This window comes from Kitasatospora sp. NBC_00240 (assembly GCF_026342405.1).
Lineage (GTDB): Bacteria > Actinomycetota > Actinomycetes > Streptomycetales > Streptomycetaceae > Kitasatospora.
In genome coordinates this window covers 4,781,831-4,799,974 of record NZ_JAPEMU010000001.1, presented here as the reverse complement: position 1 = coordinate 4,799,974, position 18,144 = coordinate 4,781,831, and the positions used below count along the sequence as shown (strand labels likewise).

General features: G+C 71.9%; 13 protein-coding genes and 1 pseudogene. 3 read left to right on the top strand and 11 right to left on the bottom strand.

The features are described 5' to 3' along the window. The 8 genes from OG689_RS20315 to OG689_RS20280 all read right to left on the bottom strand — a co-directional run bounded on the left by OG689_RS20315 (position 1) and on the right by OG689_RS20280 (position 11,477). The gene (locus OG689_RS20315; protein WP_266322267.1) at positions 1 to 1,419 is read right to left on the bottom strand and encodes a hypothetical protein; all 1,419 of its coding nucleotides are present in this window, start codon (positions 1,417 to 1,419) and stop codon (positions 1 to 3) included. A gap of 74 nt (positions 1,420 to 1,493) precedes the next feature. Further along, complete coding sequence (locus tag OG689_RS20310) at positions 1,494 to 3,434, bottom strand: phenylacetate--CoA ligase family protein (protein WP_266322266.1); 1,941 nt, start codon at positions 3,432 to 3,434, stop codon at positions 1,494 to 1,496. Next, on the bottom strand, positions 3,431 to 4,717 hold the full coding sequence (locus OG689_RS20305; RefSeq protein WP_266322264.1) for a hypothetical protein: 1,287 nt from the start codon (positions 4,715 to 4,717) through the stop codon (positions 3,431 to 3,433). The genes OG689_RS20310 and OG689_RS20305 overlap by 4 nt, the downstream gene beginning before the upstream one ends. Beyond that, positions 4,714 to 5,673, bottom strand: coding sequence for a 3-oxoacyl-[acyl-carrier-protein] synthase III C-terminal domain-containing protein (locus OG689_RS20300; RefSeq protein WP_266322263.1), 960 nt, complete (start codon positions 5,671 to 5,673; stop codon positions 4,714 to 4,716). The genes OG689_RS20305 and OG689_RS20300 overlap by 4 nt, the downstream gene beginning before the upstream one ends. After that, on the bottom strand, positions 5,670 to 6,545 hold the full coding sequence (locus tag OG689_RS20295; RefSeq protein WP_266322261.1) for a TauD/TfdA family dioxygenase: 876 nt from the start codon (positions 6,543 to 6,545) through the stop codon (positions 5,670 to 5,672). Before OG689_RS20295 ends, OG689_RS20300 begins: the two co-directional genes overlap by 4 nt. Before the next feature lie 50 nt (positions 6,546 to 6,595). After that, the gene (gene hemA, locus OG689_RS20290; RefSeq protein WP_266322260.1) at positions 6,596 to 7,804 is read right to left on the bottom strand and encodes a 5-aminolevulinate synthase; all 1,209 of its coding nucleotides are present in this window, start codon (positions 7,802 to 7,804) and stop codon (positions 6,596 to 6,598) included. 564 nt (positions 7,805 to 8,368) lie between these two features. Continuing rightward, the gene (locus tag OG689_RS20285; RefSeq protein WP_266322258.1) at positions 8,369 to 10,315 is read right to left on the bottom strand and encodes a hypothetical protein; all 1,947 of its coding nucleotides are present in this window, start codon (positions 10,313 to 10,315) and stop codon (positions 8,369 to 8,371) included. 304 nt (positions 10,316 to 10,619) lie between these two features. Beyond that, positions 10,620 to 11,477 carry a helix-turn-helix domain-containing protein gene (locus OG689_RS20280; protein ID WP_266322256.1) on the bottom strand — a complete coding sequence of 286 codons (858 nt, stop codon included), beginning with the start codon at positions 11,475 to 11,477 and terminating at the stop codon, positions 10,620 to 10,622. Positions 11,478 to 11,642: 165 nt separating this feature from the next. Here OG689_RS20280 and OG689_RS20275 point away from each other — a divergent pair, with 165 nt between their 5' ends. After that, the gene (locus tag OG689_RS20275; protein ID WP_266322254.1) at positions 11,643 to 12,245 is read left to right on the top strand and encodes an NAD(P)H-dependent oxidoreductase; all 603 of its coding nucleotides are present in this window, start codon (positions 11,643 to 11,645) and stop codon (positions 12,243 to 12,245) included. A 48-nt stretch (positions 12,246 to 12,293) separates the two neighbouring features. Next, positions 12,294 to 13,147 (top strand): annotated as a pseudogene (locus OG689_RS20270) (IS5 family transposase). Positions 13,148 to 13,416: 269 nt separating this feature from the next. Here the strand turns inward: OG689_RS20270 and OG689_RS20265 are convergent. Genes OG689_RS20265 through OG689_RS20255 form a run of 3 tightly spaced genes read right to left on the bottom strand, consistent with a single transcriptional unit; the run spans position 13,417 to position 16,951 of the window. Next, a complete protein-coding gene (locus OG689_RS20265) occupies positions 13,417 to 16,158 on the bottom strand; it encodes a right-handed parallel beta-helix repeat-containing protein (RefSeq protein WP_266322252.1) in 2,742 nt (913 codons plus the stop codon). Positions 16,159 to 16,208: 50 nt separating this feature from the next. Continuing rightward, on the bottom strand, positions 16,209 to 16,640 hold the full coding sequence (locus OG689_RS20260; protein WP_266322250.1) for a hypothetical protein: 432 nt from the start codon (positions 16,638 to 16,640) through the stop codon (positions 16,209 to 16,211). Beyond that, positions 16,637 to 16,951, bottom strand: a complete 315-nt coding sequence (locus OG689_RS20255; protein ID WP_266322249.1) for a hypothetical protein — start codon at positions 16,949 to 16,951, stop codon at positions 16,637 to 16,639. Before OG689_RS20255 ends, OG689_RS20260 begins: the two co-directional genes overlap by 4 nt. An 80-nt stretch (positions 16,952 to 17,031) precedes the next feature. Between OG689_RS20255 and OG689_RS20250 the strand changes: the two genes are divergently transcribed. Beyond that, positions 17,032 to 17,919 carry an LLM class flavin-dependent oxidoreductase gene (locus tag OG689_RS20250; RefSeq protein WP_266322248.1) on the top strand — a complete coding sequence of 296 codons (888 nt, stop codon included), beginning with the start codon at positions 17,032 to 17,034 and terminating at the stop codon, positions 17,917 to 17,919. Positions 17,920 to 18,144 lie beyond the last annotated feature (225 nt).

Below are 18,144 nucleotides of genomic sequence, written 5' to 3'. Positions count from 1 at the left end.
TCAGCTCTCCTCGGTCCGGTCGGCGGCGGCCGGATACTCGGCGGCGTCGGCGTGTTCAGCGGTGTCGGGGTGCTCGGCTGTGTCGGGGTGCTCGGCGGCGTCGGGGTACAGGTAGATGCCGGCCAGCCGCTTGTGCTCGGCCTCCAACGTGAACGGCCGGCCCGAGGGCACCAGCCGGGCGCCGCCGCCGGCGAAGCCGCCGGGCATCCAGTACAGGCCGAGGCAGGAGTCCCACGCCTCGGTCCGGCCGGTGGCCGGGTCGAACACCGGCTCCTGCCGGGGAACGACCCGCTCCTGCACGACCGCCCCCACCGAGGCGGCCTGACGCAGCGCCTGCTCCCACTGCCGGTCGTCGACCAGCCAGCCGCAGGTGATGCCCTGGCTGGCGAAGCTCTCGTCCAGCTTCAGGATCAGGTGCTCGCGGCGCTCGCGGCACAGCTCCAGCAGCTCCCGCCCGTGAGGCGTCGTCGCCCCGGGGGTCAGCGCCCTGGTCCAGGGCAGCACCCGGTCGACCAACTGCCGCTCCTCGGTGGAGAGGTGGGAGCGCAGCGCGGGATCGGAGAGGTAGGCCATCCAGCGCTTGTTGGCGTTCAGGTCGGTCTCCAGCGGGCTCCAGAGCGCCACCCGCCCGTCCCGGTGGGCGTCCCGCAGCTGCTCGGCCAGCTCCCGGCCCTGCGGATGGCCGACCACCTGGTCGAGGTCGAAGAGGCGGTAGACCACGTCGACCGTCACCTCGCCGAGCAGGACCTTGCCGCCGCGCACCCGCAGGTCGCCGATCTCCCCGAGGTGGCACTCCAGGCCCTCGGCGCGCAGCAGCCGCTGCAGCGGACGCCAGGCGTGCCCGTACGCGGCCATCCCGCCGGGGCCCTCGATCAGCGCCACCACCGGTTCGGGCGCCGAGACGGCGGCGCCGACCCCGCGCAGCGCCTCGGCGAGCAGCGCGGTGGTGTCCAGGTGGTGCAGCCCGTGCCGCCCCGCGAACGAACGGAAGCCGTCGAACTCCAGCAGCGCGGCCGCCGCCGGGCCCACCCACTCCTGCCCGCCGGTCTGGCTGGAGGCGTTGAACTCCAGGATCTTCAGCGACTCGCCGTCGTGGTACGCGTCGACCCGCCCGAAGCGGGCCGGTCGCTCCTTGCCGAAGCCGCCCACCAGCGCGGCCTTGGCCGGGTCGACACCCAGCGCCCGGCAGACCCGCTCGGCGTCGCCGTCGAAGAGGCGCTCAGGCAGCGAGGTCAGCAGGTCCACCACGCCCAGCAGGTCGGCCTCGAAGCGGCGCATCTCGCCCTCGCCGAAGAACATCGGCCGCGAGAGGTACCGGTAGCCGAGGCCGGTCAGTTCGGGGAACCGGCCGGAGCCGAGGTCGATGCCGAGCAACGGGCTCCCCGGCCGGGCCAGTTCCTGGTTGAACAAGCGAGTCATGCGGTCAGTCACGGGATTTCCATTTCTGCGTCCGGCCCGCGGGCGGGGAGCGTACGGCGGGGTGGGCGGTCGGGTTACCGCAGCCGGAGGTCGATCACGGTCTTGATCTTGCCGCTGACGGTGTTCCGGGGCAGGCCGCCCTCGGGGTGGCACTCCACGGTGAACTCGAAGACGTCCAGCGACTCGTCGAAGGAGTGGTAGTCGCTGAGCACCTCGAAGCGGGCCTTCAGGTGGTCGCGCAGCTCGTCCGGGTCCAGCTTCCCGGGCGACTCGGTGCGGACGGTCACGCTCTCCCGGCCGCCCTGCGAGTCGATCTCCACCTGGAGCTGCGACACCTCGAACCGCGCCAGCTCGGCCATGATCTCGCCGTACAGGACGGTCCGGCCCTTCACCTTGATCTGGCCGTCCGAGCGCCCCAGGTACTCCAGCACCCGGCCGCTCACCCCGCAGCCGCAGTCGTGCGGGAAGATCCGCCCCAGGTCACCGATCCGGTAGCGGATCAGCGGGCCCTCGAACTTCTGCATGCTGGTGACCAGCAGCTCGCCCGGCTCGCCCTCGGGCACCGGGCGGCCCTGCTCGTCCACCACCTCGATCAGGTTGTAGTCGTCGCAGAGGTGGTGCAGGGTGCCCGCCAGGTCGCTGCACTGGTAGCCCAGCTGCGCGCCGTCGTTGGCCGCCAGCACGCTGGAGACGACCCGGGTGCCGAGCTCCTCGCGCAGCCACCGCTTGTCGGACTCCGTCATCGGCGTGCCGCCGTACAGCACCTTCTCGATCCGCAGCCCGGGCTCGCGCGCCTTGGCGTCGCGCAGCACCGGCAGCAGCAGGGCCGGCTGGCCGAGGATGACGTTCGCCGAGAAGCTGCGGGTCAGCATCAGCACATCGTCCGCGGTGATCATCTGTGCGGTGCTGTACGCCTCCACCGGCATCCGGGACAGCTCGCTGCTGCTGGTGATCAGACCGCCGTAGAGGCCGCCGCCGAACAGCGAGTTGATCAGCCGGTCGCCCGGCCGCACCCCCAGCGCGTAGAACAGCGGGACGGCCTCGCGCACCATGTTGTCCCAGTCGGTGCGCGAGTACACGATGTAGCGCGGCGGGCCGGTGGTCGCGCCGCTGCGCAGCACCTCGCCGCTCGGCCGGTCACCGCTGCACAGACCCCGGGCGGCCGGCAGCGAGTGCCGCTCCAGCGCGGACTTCTCCAGCACCGGCAGCCGCTGCAGGTCGGCCCGCTCGTCGATCCGGGGCAGGTCGCGGTAGTACGGGGTGCGGCGGGCCCGCTCCACCAGGTACCGCAGGCGGGCGGCGATCCGGCCGTCCTCCTGCGCGGTGTCCGCGCCACGCGCGTCGGAGAGCCGGGTGCCCCGCAGGTAGGTGCGGTACTGGAGGGCGCCGGCCCACCCGGAGCGGCAGTCCAGCCGCAGGACCTCACCGGCGAACGGGCCGCCGGTGCCCGCGCGCCCGGCGGCGTCCACCCGGATCCGCAGCACCGGCACGCCCTCGGCCTGTGCGGTGGCGTACAGCGCCTCGTCCGCCCAGTCCTCGCCGGGCAGCAGGTCGGGCACCAGCACCGGGTGCCCGCCCGGCACGTCCGTGCCCGGCGCGACCGTCCGGCTCGGCGGCAGCGGGAACCCCGCCTCCCGCAGCAGCCCGGTCAGCGCGGCCCAGAACTCCTGCCGCTCGCCGCGGATCACCACCTCGTTGCCGGTCGCCCAGCCGAGCAGCAGGCCGCGCAGGGTGTTGCCCGGACGGCGGTCGTCCAGCACCACCGTGCCGAGCGGCGAGAACTCCATCACGTCGTTGCTGTCGACCAGGGGCTGCCAGGGGTACTGGCTGAGGCCGTCGAACAGTTCGTCCAGGCCCTCGGCGAGTTCGGCCGAGGCGAACAGGCCGGCCAGGCCCGGCAGGCCGGCTCCGGCCAGCAGCCGGGCGAGCTCCGGGTCCGGGCCCTCGGCGAGTGCCCGCTCGGCGTGCTCGACCGCGAGCAGCAGGTCGGTCGGGTAGTGGCGGGTGGCGCTCATGCCGCGGCCCCTGCGAGCACGGCGGGCAGCGGGGCGGCGGCGGCCGGCTCCCGCTCGGCGGCCGGCACCGCGGTGGCGGGCACTGCGGGCGCGGCCGGCTCGGCGGCGGGCAACTCGGTGACCGTGACGGCCCGGGCGCACTCCGTCAGGAAGCCGGCGACCACGGCCGGGTCGGGGTGCGAGGCCTCGATGAACACCGGGACCTCCCACTCCTGGTAGGAGATGCCGCCCGCCCCCGCCGACTCCTCCAGCAGGTGCAGCCGGTCCACGCACGGGTGCTCGCGCAGGTGGTCCGGGAAGGACACCACCGTGCGGGCCCCCGGTGCCAGCTGGTGCCCGGGGAAGATCAGGAACCCGTGGTGGCGCCCGCTGGGTTCGGCCGGCTCCGGCCGCTCGAAGCCCAGCCGGACGGCGATCTCGTGCGAGGGCAGGTGGACGCCGGTGTGCCGCAGGTGCGAGTCCACGATGCCGCCGCCGCCCAGCCGGTTGGCCACCTCCAGGAAGACCAGCTCACCCTCGGCGGTCTCGAAGAACTCCAGGTGCAGGCAGCCCTCCTCGATCCCGAGCGCCGTCACCGCCCGCGCCACGAAGGCGGCGTAGCGCTCGTCGAACGGCAGCTGGCTCGACCCGACCGGCGCGCCGTTCGCGAAGTCGACCGGCTTGCCGATGTACCGGCTGACCACCAGGTCCAGCACCGTTCCGGCGCTGATCAGCCCGTCGGCGTGGAACAGCTCACCCTCGACGTACTCCTCCAGCTGGTACTCGCCGGGGTCCGGCAGCGTGCGGTAGAAGGCGAGTGCCTCCCGGGCCGTCGGGTGGATGCTGACGCCCTCGCTGGACGCCCCCTGGCGGGGCTTGACCACCGTCTTCCCGGGCCACGGCAGCGGCCCGCAGGCGGGGGGCGCGGCGACGAACCGTGGGTGGCGCACGTCGGCGTCCACCAGGGCCTGCTTCATCGCGACCTTGTCGCGGACCTTCTCCAGCTGCGCCAGCGACGGCCCGGGGACGCCCAGGTGCTCGCGGATCCGATGGGCGCCGAGGATCCCCGACTCCGACAGGGCCAGCACCTGCTCGAAGCCGTCCGCCCGCGAGGTCCGGGCGATCACCTGCTCGGTGAGGTCCAGCGTCGGGTCGATCAGCAGCCGCTCGCAGCGCAGGCCGGCGGGCAGCTGCGCGTCGCCGATCGGGCCGCAGACGTAGGTCACGTCGTGCTGCTCGTGGTCGATCCCCAGGTGGTACTGGATCTTGCGGTAGGGGACCTGATTCATCACCAGGATCTTCATTCGTGATACTCCAAAGCCGTGATGCCCCAGCTGAAGCCCATCGCGCTGGTGGCCAGAATGATCAGGTCGCCGGGCCGCAGCTTCCGCTGCTCCCGCAGGTCCTGCAGGGCGATCAGGGTGTCCGTCCCGCCCATGTGCCCGAACCGGTGGTAGTTGAAGACGCTCTTCTCCGCCGGGAGGTCCAGCTCGCGCAGCAGCCGTTCGTGCATGTCCCGGTCGCCCTGGTTGATCAACAGGTGGGCGACGTCCGGGAGTTTCGCCCCCACCGCGTCCAGCGTCCGGTCGATCAGCGCGGTGAAGTTCGCCACGTACGCCGCGGCCAGACCACTGCGGTGCGCCGCGCGGCGGATCGCCACCCGGTCGCCCCGCTGCTCGCCGGCGTAGTAGTCGGACCAGCTGGGGTCGGTGCGCATCTCGCTGTGCAGCACCGAGAAGGCGCCGCGCCCCGGCTCGACCAGCATCGCCCCCGCCGCGTCGCCGAAGTTGAACAGCGCCTTGGACGCCGGGTCGGTGTAGTCGACCATCCGGCTCAGCCGGTCGCCGACCAGCACCAGCCCGTAGCCGCCGCCGTCCAGCTCGACCCGGTCGGCGACGATCTTCAGGGCGGCCATCCCGGCGTTGCAGAAGTTCGCCACCTCGAAGCAGTGCGCCCGTTCGATCCCCAGCTCGTGCGCCACCTTGGCGGCGGGCGACCAGAACGGGTGGTCCCACTGGCCGGAGCCGGCGACCACGACGTACCGGATCTCGTCCACGTCCACCGGCTGGCGGCCCAGCAGCTTCCGCGCCGCGCTCAGCGCCAGCTCCCAGGCCTGCTCCCCGTCGGCCAGCGCCGGGAAGCTCTCGGCGTGGGTGATCGCCAGGATGTCGGCCACCGGGACCCCGGAGGCGGCGTGCATCGCTTGCACGTCGGCCCGCCCCCGGGGGTAGCTCACGGCGAAGTCGGCGATGCCGCTCACTGAACCTCTTCTTCGACCAGCTGCACCTCGGCGTCGACGGCCTCGATGCTGACCCGGTGCACGGTGCGGCCCACGCCCGGCTCCACCTCGGTGGCGATGTGGTACGTCGTCCGGGTCTTCCAGATCACCAGGTCGTTCTGGGTCCAGCGGTGGGTGTAGACCCGCTCCTCGTCCTGGATCAGCTCGTCGAGCAGGGTGAAGAAGGCCTCGTTCTCGTTGGGGTCGAAGCCCGCCACCGAGTCCATGTACTCGCGCGAGCCGTAGATGTACTCCCGGCCGGTGTACTCGTCCTTGCAGATCAGCGGGTGCTCGACCTTCGGGTGCTCGACGTCGATCAGCGCCTTGAACTCCGCGACCGACAGGCCGACGTGCTCCGGACGGATGCGCAGCCGCTTGCCGACGGTGTGCACGCCGATCCGGTCGGCCAGCCGGGCCTTCCACTCCTCCGGCAGCCGGTCGTGGACGTCGACCGCACTGGCGAACTTGGTGTGGCCGCTGGTGGACGGCACGTTGACGCCGTGCAGCATGGTGAACGGCGCCGGCTCGGCCACGAAGGACGAGTCCTGGTGCCAGAAGTTGCCGACCCGGGCGACGCCGATCGGCTTGTCGTCCTTCTTCTCGTTCGAGGAGATCATGATCTCCTCGAACTCCGGGTGGCGGTACTTGCTGATCACGAAGGGCACCGGCCGGCCCAGCCGGGAGGCCAGGTCGATCTGCTGCAGCGGGGTCAGCTCGATGCCGCGCACGACCACCAGCTCACGCTCGCGGACGCCCTCGACCAGCTTCTCCCAGACCTCCGGCCGCACCAGGTCGTCGTAGCCGACGCCGGTCAGCTCCAGACCGATGAAGGGGGTGATCTCGGTGATGTTCATGGTTCCTCCGGTTGTGTGCCCTGAGGCCGCATCGGCCCAGGTGCTCGGTTTCAGTTCTCCTGAAGGCACTTCTGCATGGCGTCGGCGAAGTTCGCGATCTGCTCGGGCGTGCGGAACGGCGCGACGGTGACCCGGAACCGCTCGCCACCACGTGCCACCGACGGGAAGTTGATCGGCTGGACGTAGATGTCGTGCTCCTCCAGCAGCTGCCGCGACACCCGCCGCACCCGCTCGCCGCCGGGCACCATCACCGGCACCAGGTGGCTGTCCGCGTCGATGAAGTCGATCCCCCTGGCCCGCAGTTCGGCCTTCATCAGCTCCGTCTTGGCGGCCAGCTCGGCGCGCAGGGCGTCGCCCTCCTGGACGAGCCGCAGGCTCCGCAGGGTGGCGTCCATGGCGGCCTGCGGCAGCGCGGTGGTGAAGATGAAGCCCGGCGCGAACGAGCGGACGTAGTCCAGCGCCGCGTCGGGGCCGGCCACATAGCCGCCGACCGTGCCGATGGCCTTGCCGAACACCCCCTGGACGAAGGTCGCGCGGTGGTCGCCGATCTCCGCGCTCAGCCCCGCGCCCAGGGGCCCGCGGACCCCGATCGAGTGGGTCTCGTCGAGGAAGGTCAGCGCGTCGTACTTCTCCGCCAGGTCGAAGACGGCGGACACCGGGGAGGTGTCACCGTCCATCGAGTACACCGATTCGAAGACGATCAGCTTCGGGCGGTCCGCCTCGTAGAGGGCGAGCTTGGATTCGAGGTCCGCCATGTCGTTGTGCGCGAACACGTGCTTCTTCGCACCGGAGCGGACGATTCCCTCGATCAGCGAACGGTGGTTCAGCGAATCGGAGAACACCACCAGTCCGTCGATCGCGGATATCAGGGTGCTCAGCGTCTCGAAATTCGCGACGTATCCGCTGGAGAAGACCAGGGCCCGCTCCTTGCCGTGCCAGGCCGCCAGCCGGTCCTCCAGCTCGACGTGCGCGGTGCTGGTGCCGGCGATGTTCCGCGACCCGCCGGTGCCGGTGCCGTGCCTGCCCGTGGAGTCGATCTGGGCCTGGATGACCTCGGGGTGCTGGCTCATACCCAGGTAGTCGTTGCTGCACCAGACCTGGACCTTCCGGCCGCGGTACCCGGTGTGGCCGCGGTCCGAGGCCAGGTGCCCGACCGGGAGGAACTCCCGGTAGAGCTCGCTGGCCTTCAGCTCCTCGATCTTCTGCCCGAAGATGTCGAGAACGGCGTTCCGCTGGCTTTCGAGAATGGAGACGGACATGTCGGCCTTTCCAGGAGGATCTGCAATCGGCGCTCGGTGATGGCGGTGCCGCCCTACCGGCCGGAGGCATGGGTGTGCCCGGGCGGCAGGCGATCGTGAATTCCGGTGCGCGGGGAGCGGGCGGTCGATCGCCGCCCCGTTTCCGCGGTGCTTTCTCTGCAGACATCCTGACCCGGCGCCAGGTCCCTCACCAAGGGATTCCGCTGGCGCGAGATCGCCTGGCGTCAGCACGCCAGCGGGCGCGGAGCGCGGCGGGGGGAAGCAGGCGGCGGGGTGGGCGCGCGGGACGGGGCCGACGGCGGGTGGGCGCGGTCGGACGGGGACCGACGGGGACCGACGGCGGGGTGGGCGCGCGGGGCGGGAACAGCGCACCGGCCCGGCCCCCGCGTCACGGGCGGGGGCCGGGCCGGTGGGTGGCCGGTGGCGGCCTGGTCAGCCGGTGGCCGTCCGGGCGGCCGGCCGTCGCAGCGGGAAGCTGGACGGTGGGCCCGAACGGCGGAGGCCGGCCGCGCCCCACCGCCCGAGGGCGGTTTCCGGGGCGCGGCCGGCCTCGGCCGGAATCGGTCAGTTGGAGCGGACGTAGTAGCTGAACGACATGGTCTGGGAGGTCCAGCCGGAGACGGTGGACGCCGAGACGTACTGCACGTGGGTGCCCCAGCCGGAGGCGGTGACCGTGATGCTGGCCTTGCCGTTCGTGGCGGCCAACCTGGTGCACATCTGCGGCGTCTCCGAGTAGCAGAAGCTCGCGATCCGCTGGCCCTCGGTGGCCCCCACCGAGGTCGCGGCCAGGGTGAAGGTCACCTGCTGCCCCTGGACGATCTCACCGGGTGCGCGGTCCGAGGTGATGGTCACTCCGGTGATGCCGGAGTCCAGGTCGGCCTGGAAGTAGCAGGGCCGGCTGGGCGCCGAGACCACGGTGCCGTTCGTCTCGTAGGCGTACCAGCTGTACTCGCCCGGCCCGGACTTCGCCAACTCGACAGAGGTGTCGGCCGGTGTCTGCGGGAAGGCCAGGCCGCCCTCGTAGGAGGCGACGCTGCCGTCCGGCGCGGTGACGACCACGACCAGCCACCCCCGAGCAGTGGTGCCGCCGGTGAGGCCGGGCATGGTGGCGCCGAGGCGGTACCTGGTACCCGGTGCGACGGGGACCCACGGTCCCGGGGCGGCCGTGGCGCACGCCGAGGCGGGGAGTTCCGGCATCCGCAGGTTGGTCGGCCCGCCCTCGGGGAGGCTGAACCAGCCGAAGATGTCCACGATCACGTCCACCCGGCCGAGGTGGTTGTAGACGTTGACCAGCCCCGTGTCGTCGACCGGCACGATCACCAGGTTCGGCACGGTCTGCCCGGCACGGAAGTTGAGGTTCGAGGTGCTCGGCCGTCCGGTGCCGTTGCCCGGGAAGACGGTGAGGAAGCTGTCGTCGGTGGCGTTGGTCGCCGTGACGTTGAGGACGACGGCGGACACCTTGGTGGTGCCCAGGCCGCCGGTCGCGACCGGCAGGTTCATGAGGCCGTCCGCGCCGAGGGTGTGGAAGATGTCGCTCGTCCGGGTGTCGACCATGCGCTTGGGGCCGGTGGCCGAGTAGGCCGAGCCGGCGGGGCTGCTCTGGTAGTAGCCGAAGACGTCCGCCACCACCTGGGTCGCCCCGATGTGGTTGTACAGGTCCACCGAGCCGTCCGCGCCCAGCGGGACGGTCACCAGGTTGGGGGTGGTCTCCCCGGCCGTCCAGTTGAGGTTGGAGGTGCCGGGCCGCGCGGTGCCGTGCGGATACACGGTCAGGAAGCTGTCCGAGGTGGTTCCGGTGGCGGTGACGTTCAGGACGACGGCGGTCGCCCCGGCGGCAGGCACCCCGCCGGTGCCGGTGACCTTGAGGTTGACCGTCCCGTCCGCGCCCACCGGGCCCGCCCCGCCGGAGCGGGTGTCGAGCAGCCGCGCCGGGCTGACCGGGACGTAGCTGGACCCGGGGATGCCCACGCTGTCCGTGTAGTAGCCGGCCAGGTCGGCGACGACGTCGGTGCTGCCGGAGTTGTTGTAGAAGTCCACGAAGCCGTTGGAGACCGGCACCGTGACGGCGTTGGGGACGGTCTGTCCGGCCGTGAAGTTGAGGTTCGAGGCGGTCGGCAGCGGGGTGCCGTCCGGGAAGACCGTCAGGTGGCTCTCCTCGGAGGGCCCGGTGACCGTCACGTTCATGACGACGGCCTTGACGTCCCCCGCGGGCAGGCCGACCGGCACCCGGATGTGGGTCCCGCCGGGGACCTTGCCCGCCGTCGGAACCCCGACCGCGGACCTGGTGTCGAGGATCCGGTGCGGATCCGTCGGGACGAACTTGCCGCTCTGTGCCGCGGGCGGCAGGGCCGCCGCCTGCTGGGCGGCCGGTGCGCCCGTGGCGGCCGGCGCGCCGGTGGCCGCGATCGCGGGCGTTGCCACGGTCAGGGCCAGCGTGCTGGTGGCGGCCACGGCCAGGGCGAGCCGGCGTACCGGCCCGGCCAGCCGTGCGGGAGTGCGATACCGGTCCAACTGGTACTCCTGCGAGTGAGGTTGACGGAGTGCTGATGGGCCGGCCCGGGGCAGGCCTCGCCGTCGACGGTGCGCAGCGCGCAGCCACGTCGACTTGACCCCCCGGCCGGCCGAACGCACCAGCTGCTGATTCATATCATCAGTACGCAAGCGGTTTTCCACTCGGAGCGGGTGCTCGGCCCGGGGCCCCCACACCCGCTGACCTCCACTGTCCGGCCATGGGCGGACATCACCCGACCGGTGCCCCGACGAGGGGTTTCGCCCGGCATGACCCGAGCTTCCACCCGCCGGAGCAGTCGGCGCCCTACCGGGCCCGGACCGCTCGTAGAGCACCCGGCCGGCGGCCGCTGAGCCGGTCGAGAGCGGCGGAGGTCGCCTCGTCCGCGGGCAGGTGGACGACGAGGCGTTGGTCGTCGTCGGCGGCCAGTTCGAGCATCTCGTACGCCAGTCGAAGCTCCCCCGTCGCCGGATGGACCATCCTGGTGACTCCGCTCGGCCTGGGCAGTCCCGGCACGCGGTCCAGCCGTCCGGTGAAGTCCGCCCCGGCGGAGACCGTCAACTCGTCCATCAGTGCCGCGACATGGGGGTCGGACCGACCGGGCCCCTGCTTCAGGGCGGCGACCTGCTCGTCGGCGACGTGCTCCCAGTCCGGGTAGACGGCCCGCGCCCGTGGGTCGGTGAACACGAAGCGGGCGAGGCTCGGCGGGACGCCGTCCAGCAGCCCGACCGGCCCGGCCAGGCGCCGGTAGCCCTCCGTACGGGCGAGCATCTCGCCCAGCCGGTTGACCAGCACGGCAGGCGCGGGTTCGAGACGGTCGAGCAGCGCCCGTACGGTGGGACGCACCGCCCGGTTCGGCGCCGCACCCCCCGTACAACTGAACCCGCCACCAGCCCCCTTGGCGAGTCGGTGCACGTGGACCCGCTCGCCCGTGGTCAGCCGCAGCGCGTCGGCCAGGGCCGAGAGCACCTCTGCGGACGGCCGCCGGTCCCGCCCCTGTTCGAGTCGCGTGACGTACTCGACGCTGACCCCGGCGAGCGTCGCCAGCTCCGCCCGGCGGAGCCCCGGCGTACGGCGGCGGGGGCCGGCGGGGAGCCCTACCTGCGCCGGTGCGACGGCTTCACGGCGCAGGCGCAGGAACAGTCCCAGCTCGTTGTCGCTCACCCGCCGAACCTAACAGCCCGGCTCCGCCGGGTCGTGGCCCTGCCACTACCAGCCTCGGCCCGGCCTTCCTCCCGCGGCGCCGGCGCGCCAGTTTGGAGTTCGCACCCCACGGGGGCCACCCCGGCAGCCCGCAGCCACATCCGGATCCGCATCAGGAGCACAGTCATGTCCAGCCAGCAGCTCAACCTCGTCGTGATCACCGGGAGCGTCCGGGAAGGCCGGTTCGGCCCGGTGGTCGCGAACTGGTTCGCCGAACAGGCCCGGCAGCACGGTCGGTTCACGGTGGACGCGATCGATCTGGCCACCGTCGACCTGCCGCTCGAACTACCTTCGCTGTCACCGGCGATGCAGGCCGACCCGATCCGCCCCGCCGGGGCGGCCGCCCTGACCCGGGCGCTCGCGGCGGCCGACGCGATCGTCGTCGTGACGCCGGACTACAACCGCAGTTTCCCGGCCGCGCTGAAGGCCGCCATCGACTGGCACCACGCCGAGTGGCAGGCCAAGCCGATCGGTTTCGTCGGCTACAGCGGGGCCAGCGGCGGCCTCCTGGCCATCGAGCAACTGCGCCAGGTTTTCAACGAGTTGCAGGCGCACACGGTCCGCGACTACGTCTCGTTCCCCCGCTACTACGAGCTCTTCTCCCCGGAGGGCACCCTGCACGCCCCCGAGGGCCCCGAGGGCGCCGCCAAGGTCATGCTCGACCAGCTCCTGTGGTGGGGAGTCGTCCTCCACGACGCCCGACGCGACCGCTCGTACGCCGCGAGCTAGAGCGCGTCTTCAAAGGCGATGGGCTGATGAGCGATCATGTTGGTCGTGATTCGTCGTCATGAGCTGTCGGACGTGGAGTGGGAGGTGCTGTCCCGTCTCCTGCCGCGAGCGGGGACGGGACGGCCTCGGGCGGACGACCGGATGGTGCTGAACGGGATCGTGTGGAAGCTGCGGACCGGCTCGGCGTGGCGGGACGTGCCGGAGCGGTACGGCTCGTGGCAGAGCCTGTACACGCGTTTCCGCAGGTGGGCCTTGGACGGGACCTTCACCCGGATGCTGCGCTCGATCCAGGCGGAGAAGGACGCGGCCGGAGACATCGACTGGCTGGTGTCGGTCGACTCCACGATCGCCCGTGCCCACCAGCACGCGGCCGGCGGCCGCAAAGGGGGGCTCCCGACTGGGACAAAGCGGATGATCACGCCCTCGGTCGATCCCGGGGCGGACTGACCACGAAGCTCCACCTCGCCTGCGACGGGCGGGGACGCCCACTGGGCCTGGTGGTCACCGGCGGGAACGTCAACGACTGCACGCGCTTCGAACAGGTCATGGCCGACATCCGCGTGCCCCGCCTCGGGGCGGGCCGCCCGCGCACCCGCCCCGACCACGTCCTGGGCGACAAGGGCTACAGCTCCCGCGCCATCCGTACCTACCTCCGTCGGCGCGGCATCGCCCACACCATCCCGGAACGCGCTGACCAGGCAGCCGGCCGCCGCCGAAGGGGACGACACGGCGGACGGCCGCCCGGTTTCGACAGGGAGAAGTACACCCACCGGAACACAGTCGAACGCTGCTTCAACCGGCTCAAGCAGTACCGCGGCATAGCAACCCGCTACGACCAGACCCGCGAGTCCTACCAGGCCGCCGTCACTCTCGCCTCAACCCTGCTCTGGATCAACCTTTGAAGACGTGCTCTAGCGCCTGCCCGACGGCCGAGGCCCGGCCGGCCCCCCGGTGCCATGGGGTCTGGGCCGGCCAGGCCGCCCGGGGCCGCCGGAGGGCCGTGTGCGCGGCGGCCCGGGCGGCGTGTCGGAGAGCGACGCGAGAGAGGTGCCTTGCGTGCCGGCCGGCCGGAAGCATCGGGAGCTTCCGTCGTCCGAGGCACAGCAGGCACCTCTCGGCGTCGTCCCCGCCCCGGTCGGCCATCGGCCGGCGGCAAGGGACTGAGAGTACGTCAGTCGTTCTGGTAGTAGCCGAAGATGTCGACGACCAGGTCGATGTTGCCGTCGCTCTCGTTGAAGAAGTCGATCAGGCCCCGGCCCGGCGCGACCTGCACCAGGTTCGGCACGGTGCTGCCCCGCCGCCAGTTCAGCGAGGAGGTGTTCGGTGCGTACACCGGATACGGGTAGCCGCCCTTGTAGTCGGCCAGGGTGTTCGGGTCGGAGGCGACGGTCAGGTGGCCGTCGTCGCCGGTGTTGGTGACGGTGGCGTTGAAGACGAACGCCGGGATGTCGGTGCGCGTGGTCATCGGCAGGTAGGCGTAGTAGCGGCCCTTCAGCGGGCCGCCGCCCCAGGTCGCCGGGTCACGGGTGTCGATCAGCCGCTCCGGGTCGACCGGGATGAACGCGCCCTTCTCGGAGGTGCTGTAGTAGCCGACCACGTCGACGATCACGTCGGTCCCGGCCCAGGCGCCGTTGAACACCTGGACCCGGCCGTCCGCGCCGACCGGGACGACGACCGAGTTGGCCACGGTCTGCCCGGCGGTGAAGTTCAGGTTGGACGCCGTGGGCACGGCCTGCCCGCTCGGGTAGACGATCAAGTGGCCGTCCTGGTGCGGGTTGGTGACGGTGACGTTCAGCGCGACCGCGGTGATGCCGGCGCCCGGCAGGCCGGGGGTGGCGCCGGCGATCTGCACCGGGATCGAGCTGCGGCCGGGGATCTGGTTGCGCGGGGCGCCGGTGCCGTCCCGGGTGTCGACCAGCCGGCTCGGGCCCACGGGCGTGAAGCCGGCCGCGGCCGTCGGGGTGAAGTAGCCGGTGATGTCGGCGATCAGGTCGGTGGTGCCCCAGCTGCCGTTGTACAGGTCGACGTAGCCGTTGGCGCCGATCGGCACCATCACCAGGTTCGGCACGGTCTGCCCGGCCCGGTAGTTGACGTTCGAGGTGGTCGGCGGCTGCCCGCCGTCCGGGTACGCCGTGATGTGGCCCTCGGCGGCCGGACCGGTCACGGTCAGGTTGAGCACCGCGGCGGTGGCGTCGGCCGGGACGCCGCCCGCGCCGCCGACCTTCAGCTTGACCGTCCCGTACGCCGGGATCCGGCCGGCCGCCGCGAGACCGGTGCCGTCCCGGCTGTCCAGCAGCCGCTTCGGGCCGTACGCGGTGTACTGCGAGCCGAGGGTGGAGACCTTCACCGTGTTGCGGATGGTGTTGCCGGTCTTCTCGTAGTCGGTGACCGTGATCGTGTAGTCGCCGAGCTTCTGGTAGCTGTGACCCGCCGTCGTCGTCACCGGCTTGTCGCCGTAGAAGTTGAGGACGTCGGTGGCGCCGTCGCCCCATTCGACGTAGATGTCCTGGGCGACCGGCAGGGTGGTCACGTCCAGCTTCAGCGAGATGCCGAACGCGCTGGAGTTCTTGGCGGTCAGCGCCATCGCGAAGCCGGGGTTGTTGCTCCGGAACCTGACCGCGCCGCGGTCGGACATCGGGCCGTGGCCGAAGTAGTCGGTGGTCAGCGCGCCGGGCGCGGACTGGTTGGCGGTGCCGATCGCGGCGGAGCCGGCCTGCAGGGCGTAGGCGACGCCCCAGTCCGCACCGTTGTTGACCGGCTGCGGCGCGACGGGTTCGACGGTGTCGTGCGCGCCCTGCGTCTGCGCGGCCCGGAAGACGGCGACGGTCGGGTACGCGGTGCCGGCCCACTGGTAGGGCCCGGCGCCGGTGGCGGACGCGGTGTAGAAGTCGTTGTAGTCGGTGGTGGTCGCCGGGGCGGACTCGGCCGAGACCGTCACGGCGGGCCGGCCGGCGTCGCAGGCGGCCGCGTTCTCGGTCTCGACCAGCAGGTTGTTCTGGATCGACACGGCCGTCGAGGCGCCGTCGACCACGATCCCGGGGAGGCAGCCGCGCTGGACGGTGTTGCCGGTGATGTTCAGGCCCTGCACCCCGGTCGCGGTGATGCCACTGATCTGCTGCTCGTACGTTCCGGAGTTGGTGATGCCCGAGGCGCCGATCAGGTTGCCGGCCAGCGTGACGCCCTTCGCCCCGGCGGCCACGGAGATCGCCGTGGCACCGGCGCTGAACAGTGCGACGTGCGACCGGGTGACGGCGACCGTGTCGGACGCGCCGTCGACGGCCACGGCGGTGCCGTACGCGCCGACGTTGACGGAGTCGAGGGTGATCCGGCTGGAACCCTTGACGGTCAGTGCGGCCGGCACGCCGGCGGTCAGGACCGTGAGGTGGCTGATCGTCACATCGCTCACCCCGTCCAGGGTCAGCCCGGGCTTGGTGGAGCCGGTGTTGTCCCCGTCGATCCGCGGGGCGTTGGTTCCGCCGGTGATGGTCAGCCCGGAGGTGTGGACGACCACGTTCTCCGCGGTGCGCGGCGGGCTGATCCCCTCGTCCTTCCCGTCGACCCGGACGGTGTCGCCGGGGGCGGCCGCGTCCACGCCGTGCTGCAGGGTGCAGAACGGCGCCGCCTGGGTGCCCGTCCCGGTGTCGGAGGTGCAGGTGGTGCGGGTGAGCACGTAGACGGTCCGGCCGGTGGACGGCGCGGCGGCGGACCGGGCGGCAACCGCGGCCTGGCCCTGCACCCGGTACGAGTTGCCCGCCGGGCTGGTGAACGTCTTGGCGTCCGGCAGCTCCCACCCGCTGGGCGCGGGAGCCGGTACGGCGTTCGGGGCCGGGTCGGCGGCGTACGCCTGCCCCGGCAGGAAGGCGAGCCCGGCGGCGAGAGCCGCAGAGGTCGCAACGAGACGGCGGTTGTGCACCGGTCCCCCATATTTGAAAGTCTGACAATCGCCCCAATGGCGGGGTCACCTTACAAGGGGCCGTTCCCGCACCGGTAACGGGTTTCCCTCCCGGCCGAGCCCGTCAGCTTCGGTCGTTGCGACGGGTGTTGCCGGTCGGACCGCTTGAACCGCGACGCGGCGGTGGCACCGGCTTCGGTCAGGTCCCGCCGCCCGGCGACGAACCGGTCCACCACGGTCGAACCGTCCGGCAAGCGGTACCGCAGGATGAAATGGTCGGTGATCCGGATTGCCTCACCCTCATCCAGCAGCCGCTCAGGGCCCGCGCCCTCCAGCAGGAGGGGAGTCAACCACCGGTCGAAGCGCGCGCTCCGCGCGAAGGCGACGAGTTCGCCCTTCAGTTCGGAACATCGCTCGATCAGGCCTCGCAACGACGCCTCGTCCTCGCTCCGTACAGCAGCAGTCATGCGAGCCCTCTCGGTCTTGAAGGCGCCGACGCTCACTGCGCCCAGTAGTAGCGATATGCCTCGACCCACTCCGCTCCGGCCGGAGCCGGGTCCGGCAGTGGAAGGTCCAGCAGCCCGATCGTCTGCCGGAATCCGTCACGGGTGCACAGGGCGACGATCCTTCCGTCCCGCGACAGGTCGACGCCGCCCACGGTCACCTCGACGCCCAGCACCAAAGTGCCGAACGGCACCGCCAGGTTCTCCTCGACGGCGGTGAACAGAGCCGACACCTGCTCGTGCTCGTCGTAGGTGTCGACCGTCGCCTCATCGACCAACGCGGCCAGTTCTCGCCTGCTCGACGTGCCCATGGCGCCACGCTAGCCGACCTGCCCGTGCCGTCTCACGGGCGGTTCGAAGCACCGCCGATTTGCGCGCGTATCGTCGCTGCATGCGCTTGAGTACCGTTATCCTCCCCATCCACCGGTGGAGCGAGGGGCAGAAAGTCTGGCGGCGGGCCGAGGACCTCGGCTTCCACGCCGCCTACACCTACGACCACCTCTCCTGGCGGAGCTTCCGCGAGGAGCCCTGGTTCGGGGCCGTTCCCACGCTGACGGCCGCCGCGACCGCCACCGAGCGGATCCGCCTCGGCACCCTGGTCACCTCGCCGAACTTCCGGCACCCGGTGACCCTCGCCAAGGAGCTGATCTCGCTCGACGACATCTCCGGCGGGCGGATGACGGTCGGGGTCGGGGTCGGCGGGGCAGGCTTCGACGCGACGGCGACGGGACAGGAGGCGTGGACGCCCAAGGAGCGGGCGGACCGCTTCGACGAGTTCCTGCCGCTGCTGGACAAGCTGCTCACCCAGGACGCCACCACCGACCACGGCCGCTACTACTCGGCCATCGAGGTGCGGAACATCCCCGGGTGCGTGCAGCGGCCGCGAGTGCCGTTCTACGTGGCCGCCACCGGACCGCGCGGGCTGAAGCTGGCCGCCGAGCACGGGCAGGGCTGGGTGACGTACGGCGACCCGCGTGGCCCGGCGGACGTGCCGGTCGAGCAGGCGCCGGCCGTGATCGAGGCTCAGCTGGCCAAGCTCGCGGCCGCCTGCGAGGCGCGCGGGCGGGACGTGGCGACGCTGGAGAAGGTGCTGCTGCAGGGCTCGACGGCCGAGCAGCCGCTCGCCTCGCTGGACGCTTTCGTCGACTGGGCGGGGCGGTACCAGGAGTTGGGCATCACGGAGCTCGTCATCCACTGGCCGGTCCCGGACTCGATCTTCGCGGTCGACCCGGCGGTCTTCGAACGGATCGCCACCGAGGGTCTCGCGCAGCTGAGCTGATGCTCGGACGGACTGCCCGCCCGTCTGCCCGTCCTCGGGCGGGCGGGCGCCGTCGTCAGGGCCGCGGGTGCTCCCGGGACGAACGGCGGTGCATTCTCATTGCGGTTCGATCACGGCATGTCCGATTGATTGATCATTGTGCGGAGTGTGTGGGTTAACTCGGTTGGCGGGGGGGAGCGGCGGCTCTCATAATTCCAGCTGACGCGCGTGGCGGTCGGTCCGGAG

Excerpts from the sequence above, each read along its gene's own strand:
- OG689_RS20315 (WP_266322267.1), bottom strand. The coding sequence starts at position 1,419 with ATGACTCGCTTGTTCAACCAGGAACTGGCCCGGCCGGGGAGCCCGTTG.
- OG689_RS20295 (WP_266322261.1), bottom strand. The coding sequence starts at position 6,545 with ATGAACATCACCGAGATCACCCCCTTCATCGGTCTGGAGCTGACCGGC.
- OG689_RS20305 (WP_266322264.1), bottom strand. The coding sequence starts at position 4,717 with ATGAAGATCCTGGTGATGAATCAGGTCCCCTACCGCAAGATCCAGTAC.
- OG689_RS20310 (WP_266322266.1), bottom strand. The coding sequence starts at position 3,434 with ATGAGCGCCACCCGCCACTACCCGACCGACCTGCTGCTCGCGGTCGAG.
- OG689_RS20250 (WP_266322248.1), top strand. The coding sequence starts at position 17,032 with ATGCGCTTGAGTACCGTTATCCTCCCCATCCACCGGTGGAGCGAGGGG.
- hemA (WP_266322260.1), bottom strand. The coding sequence starts at position 7,804 with ATGTCCGTCTCCATTCTCGAAAGCCAGCGGAACGCCGTTCTCGACATC.
- OG689_RS20275 (WP_266322254.1), top strand. The coding sequence starts at position 11,643 with ATGTCCAGCCAGCAGCTCAACCTCGTCGTGATCACCGGGAGCGTCCGG.
- OG689_RS20255 (WP_266322249.1), bottom strand. The coding sequence starts at position 16,951 with ATGGGCACGTCGAGCAGGCGAGAACTGGCCGCGTTGGTCGATGAGGCG.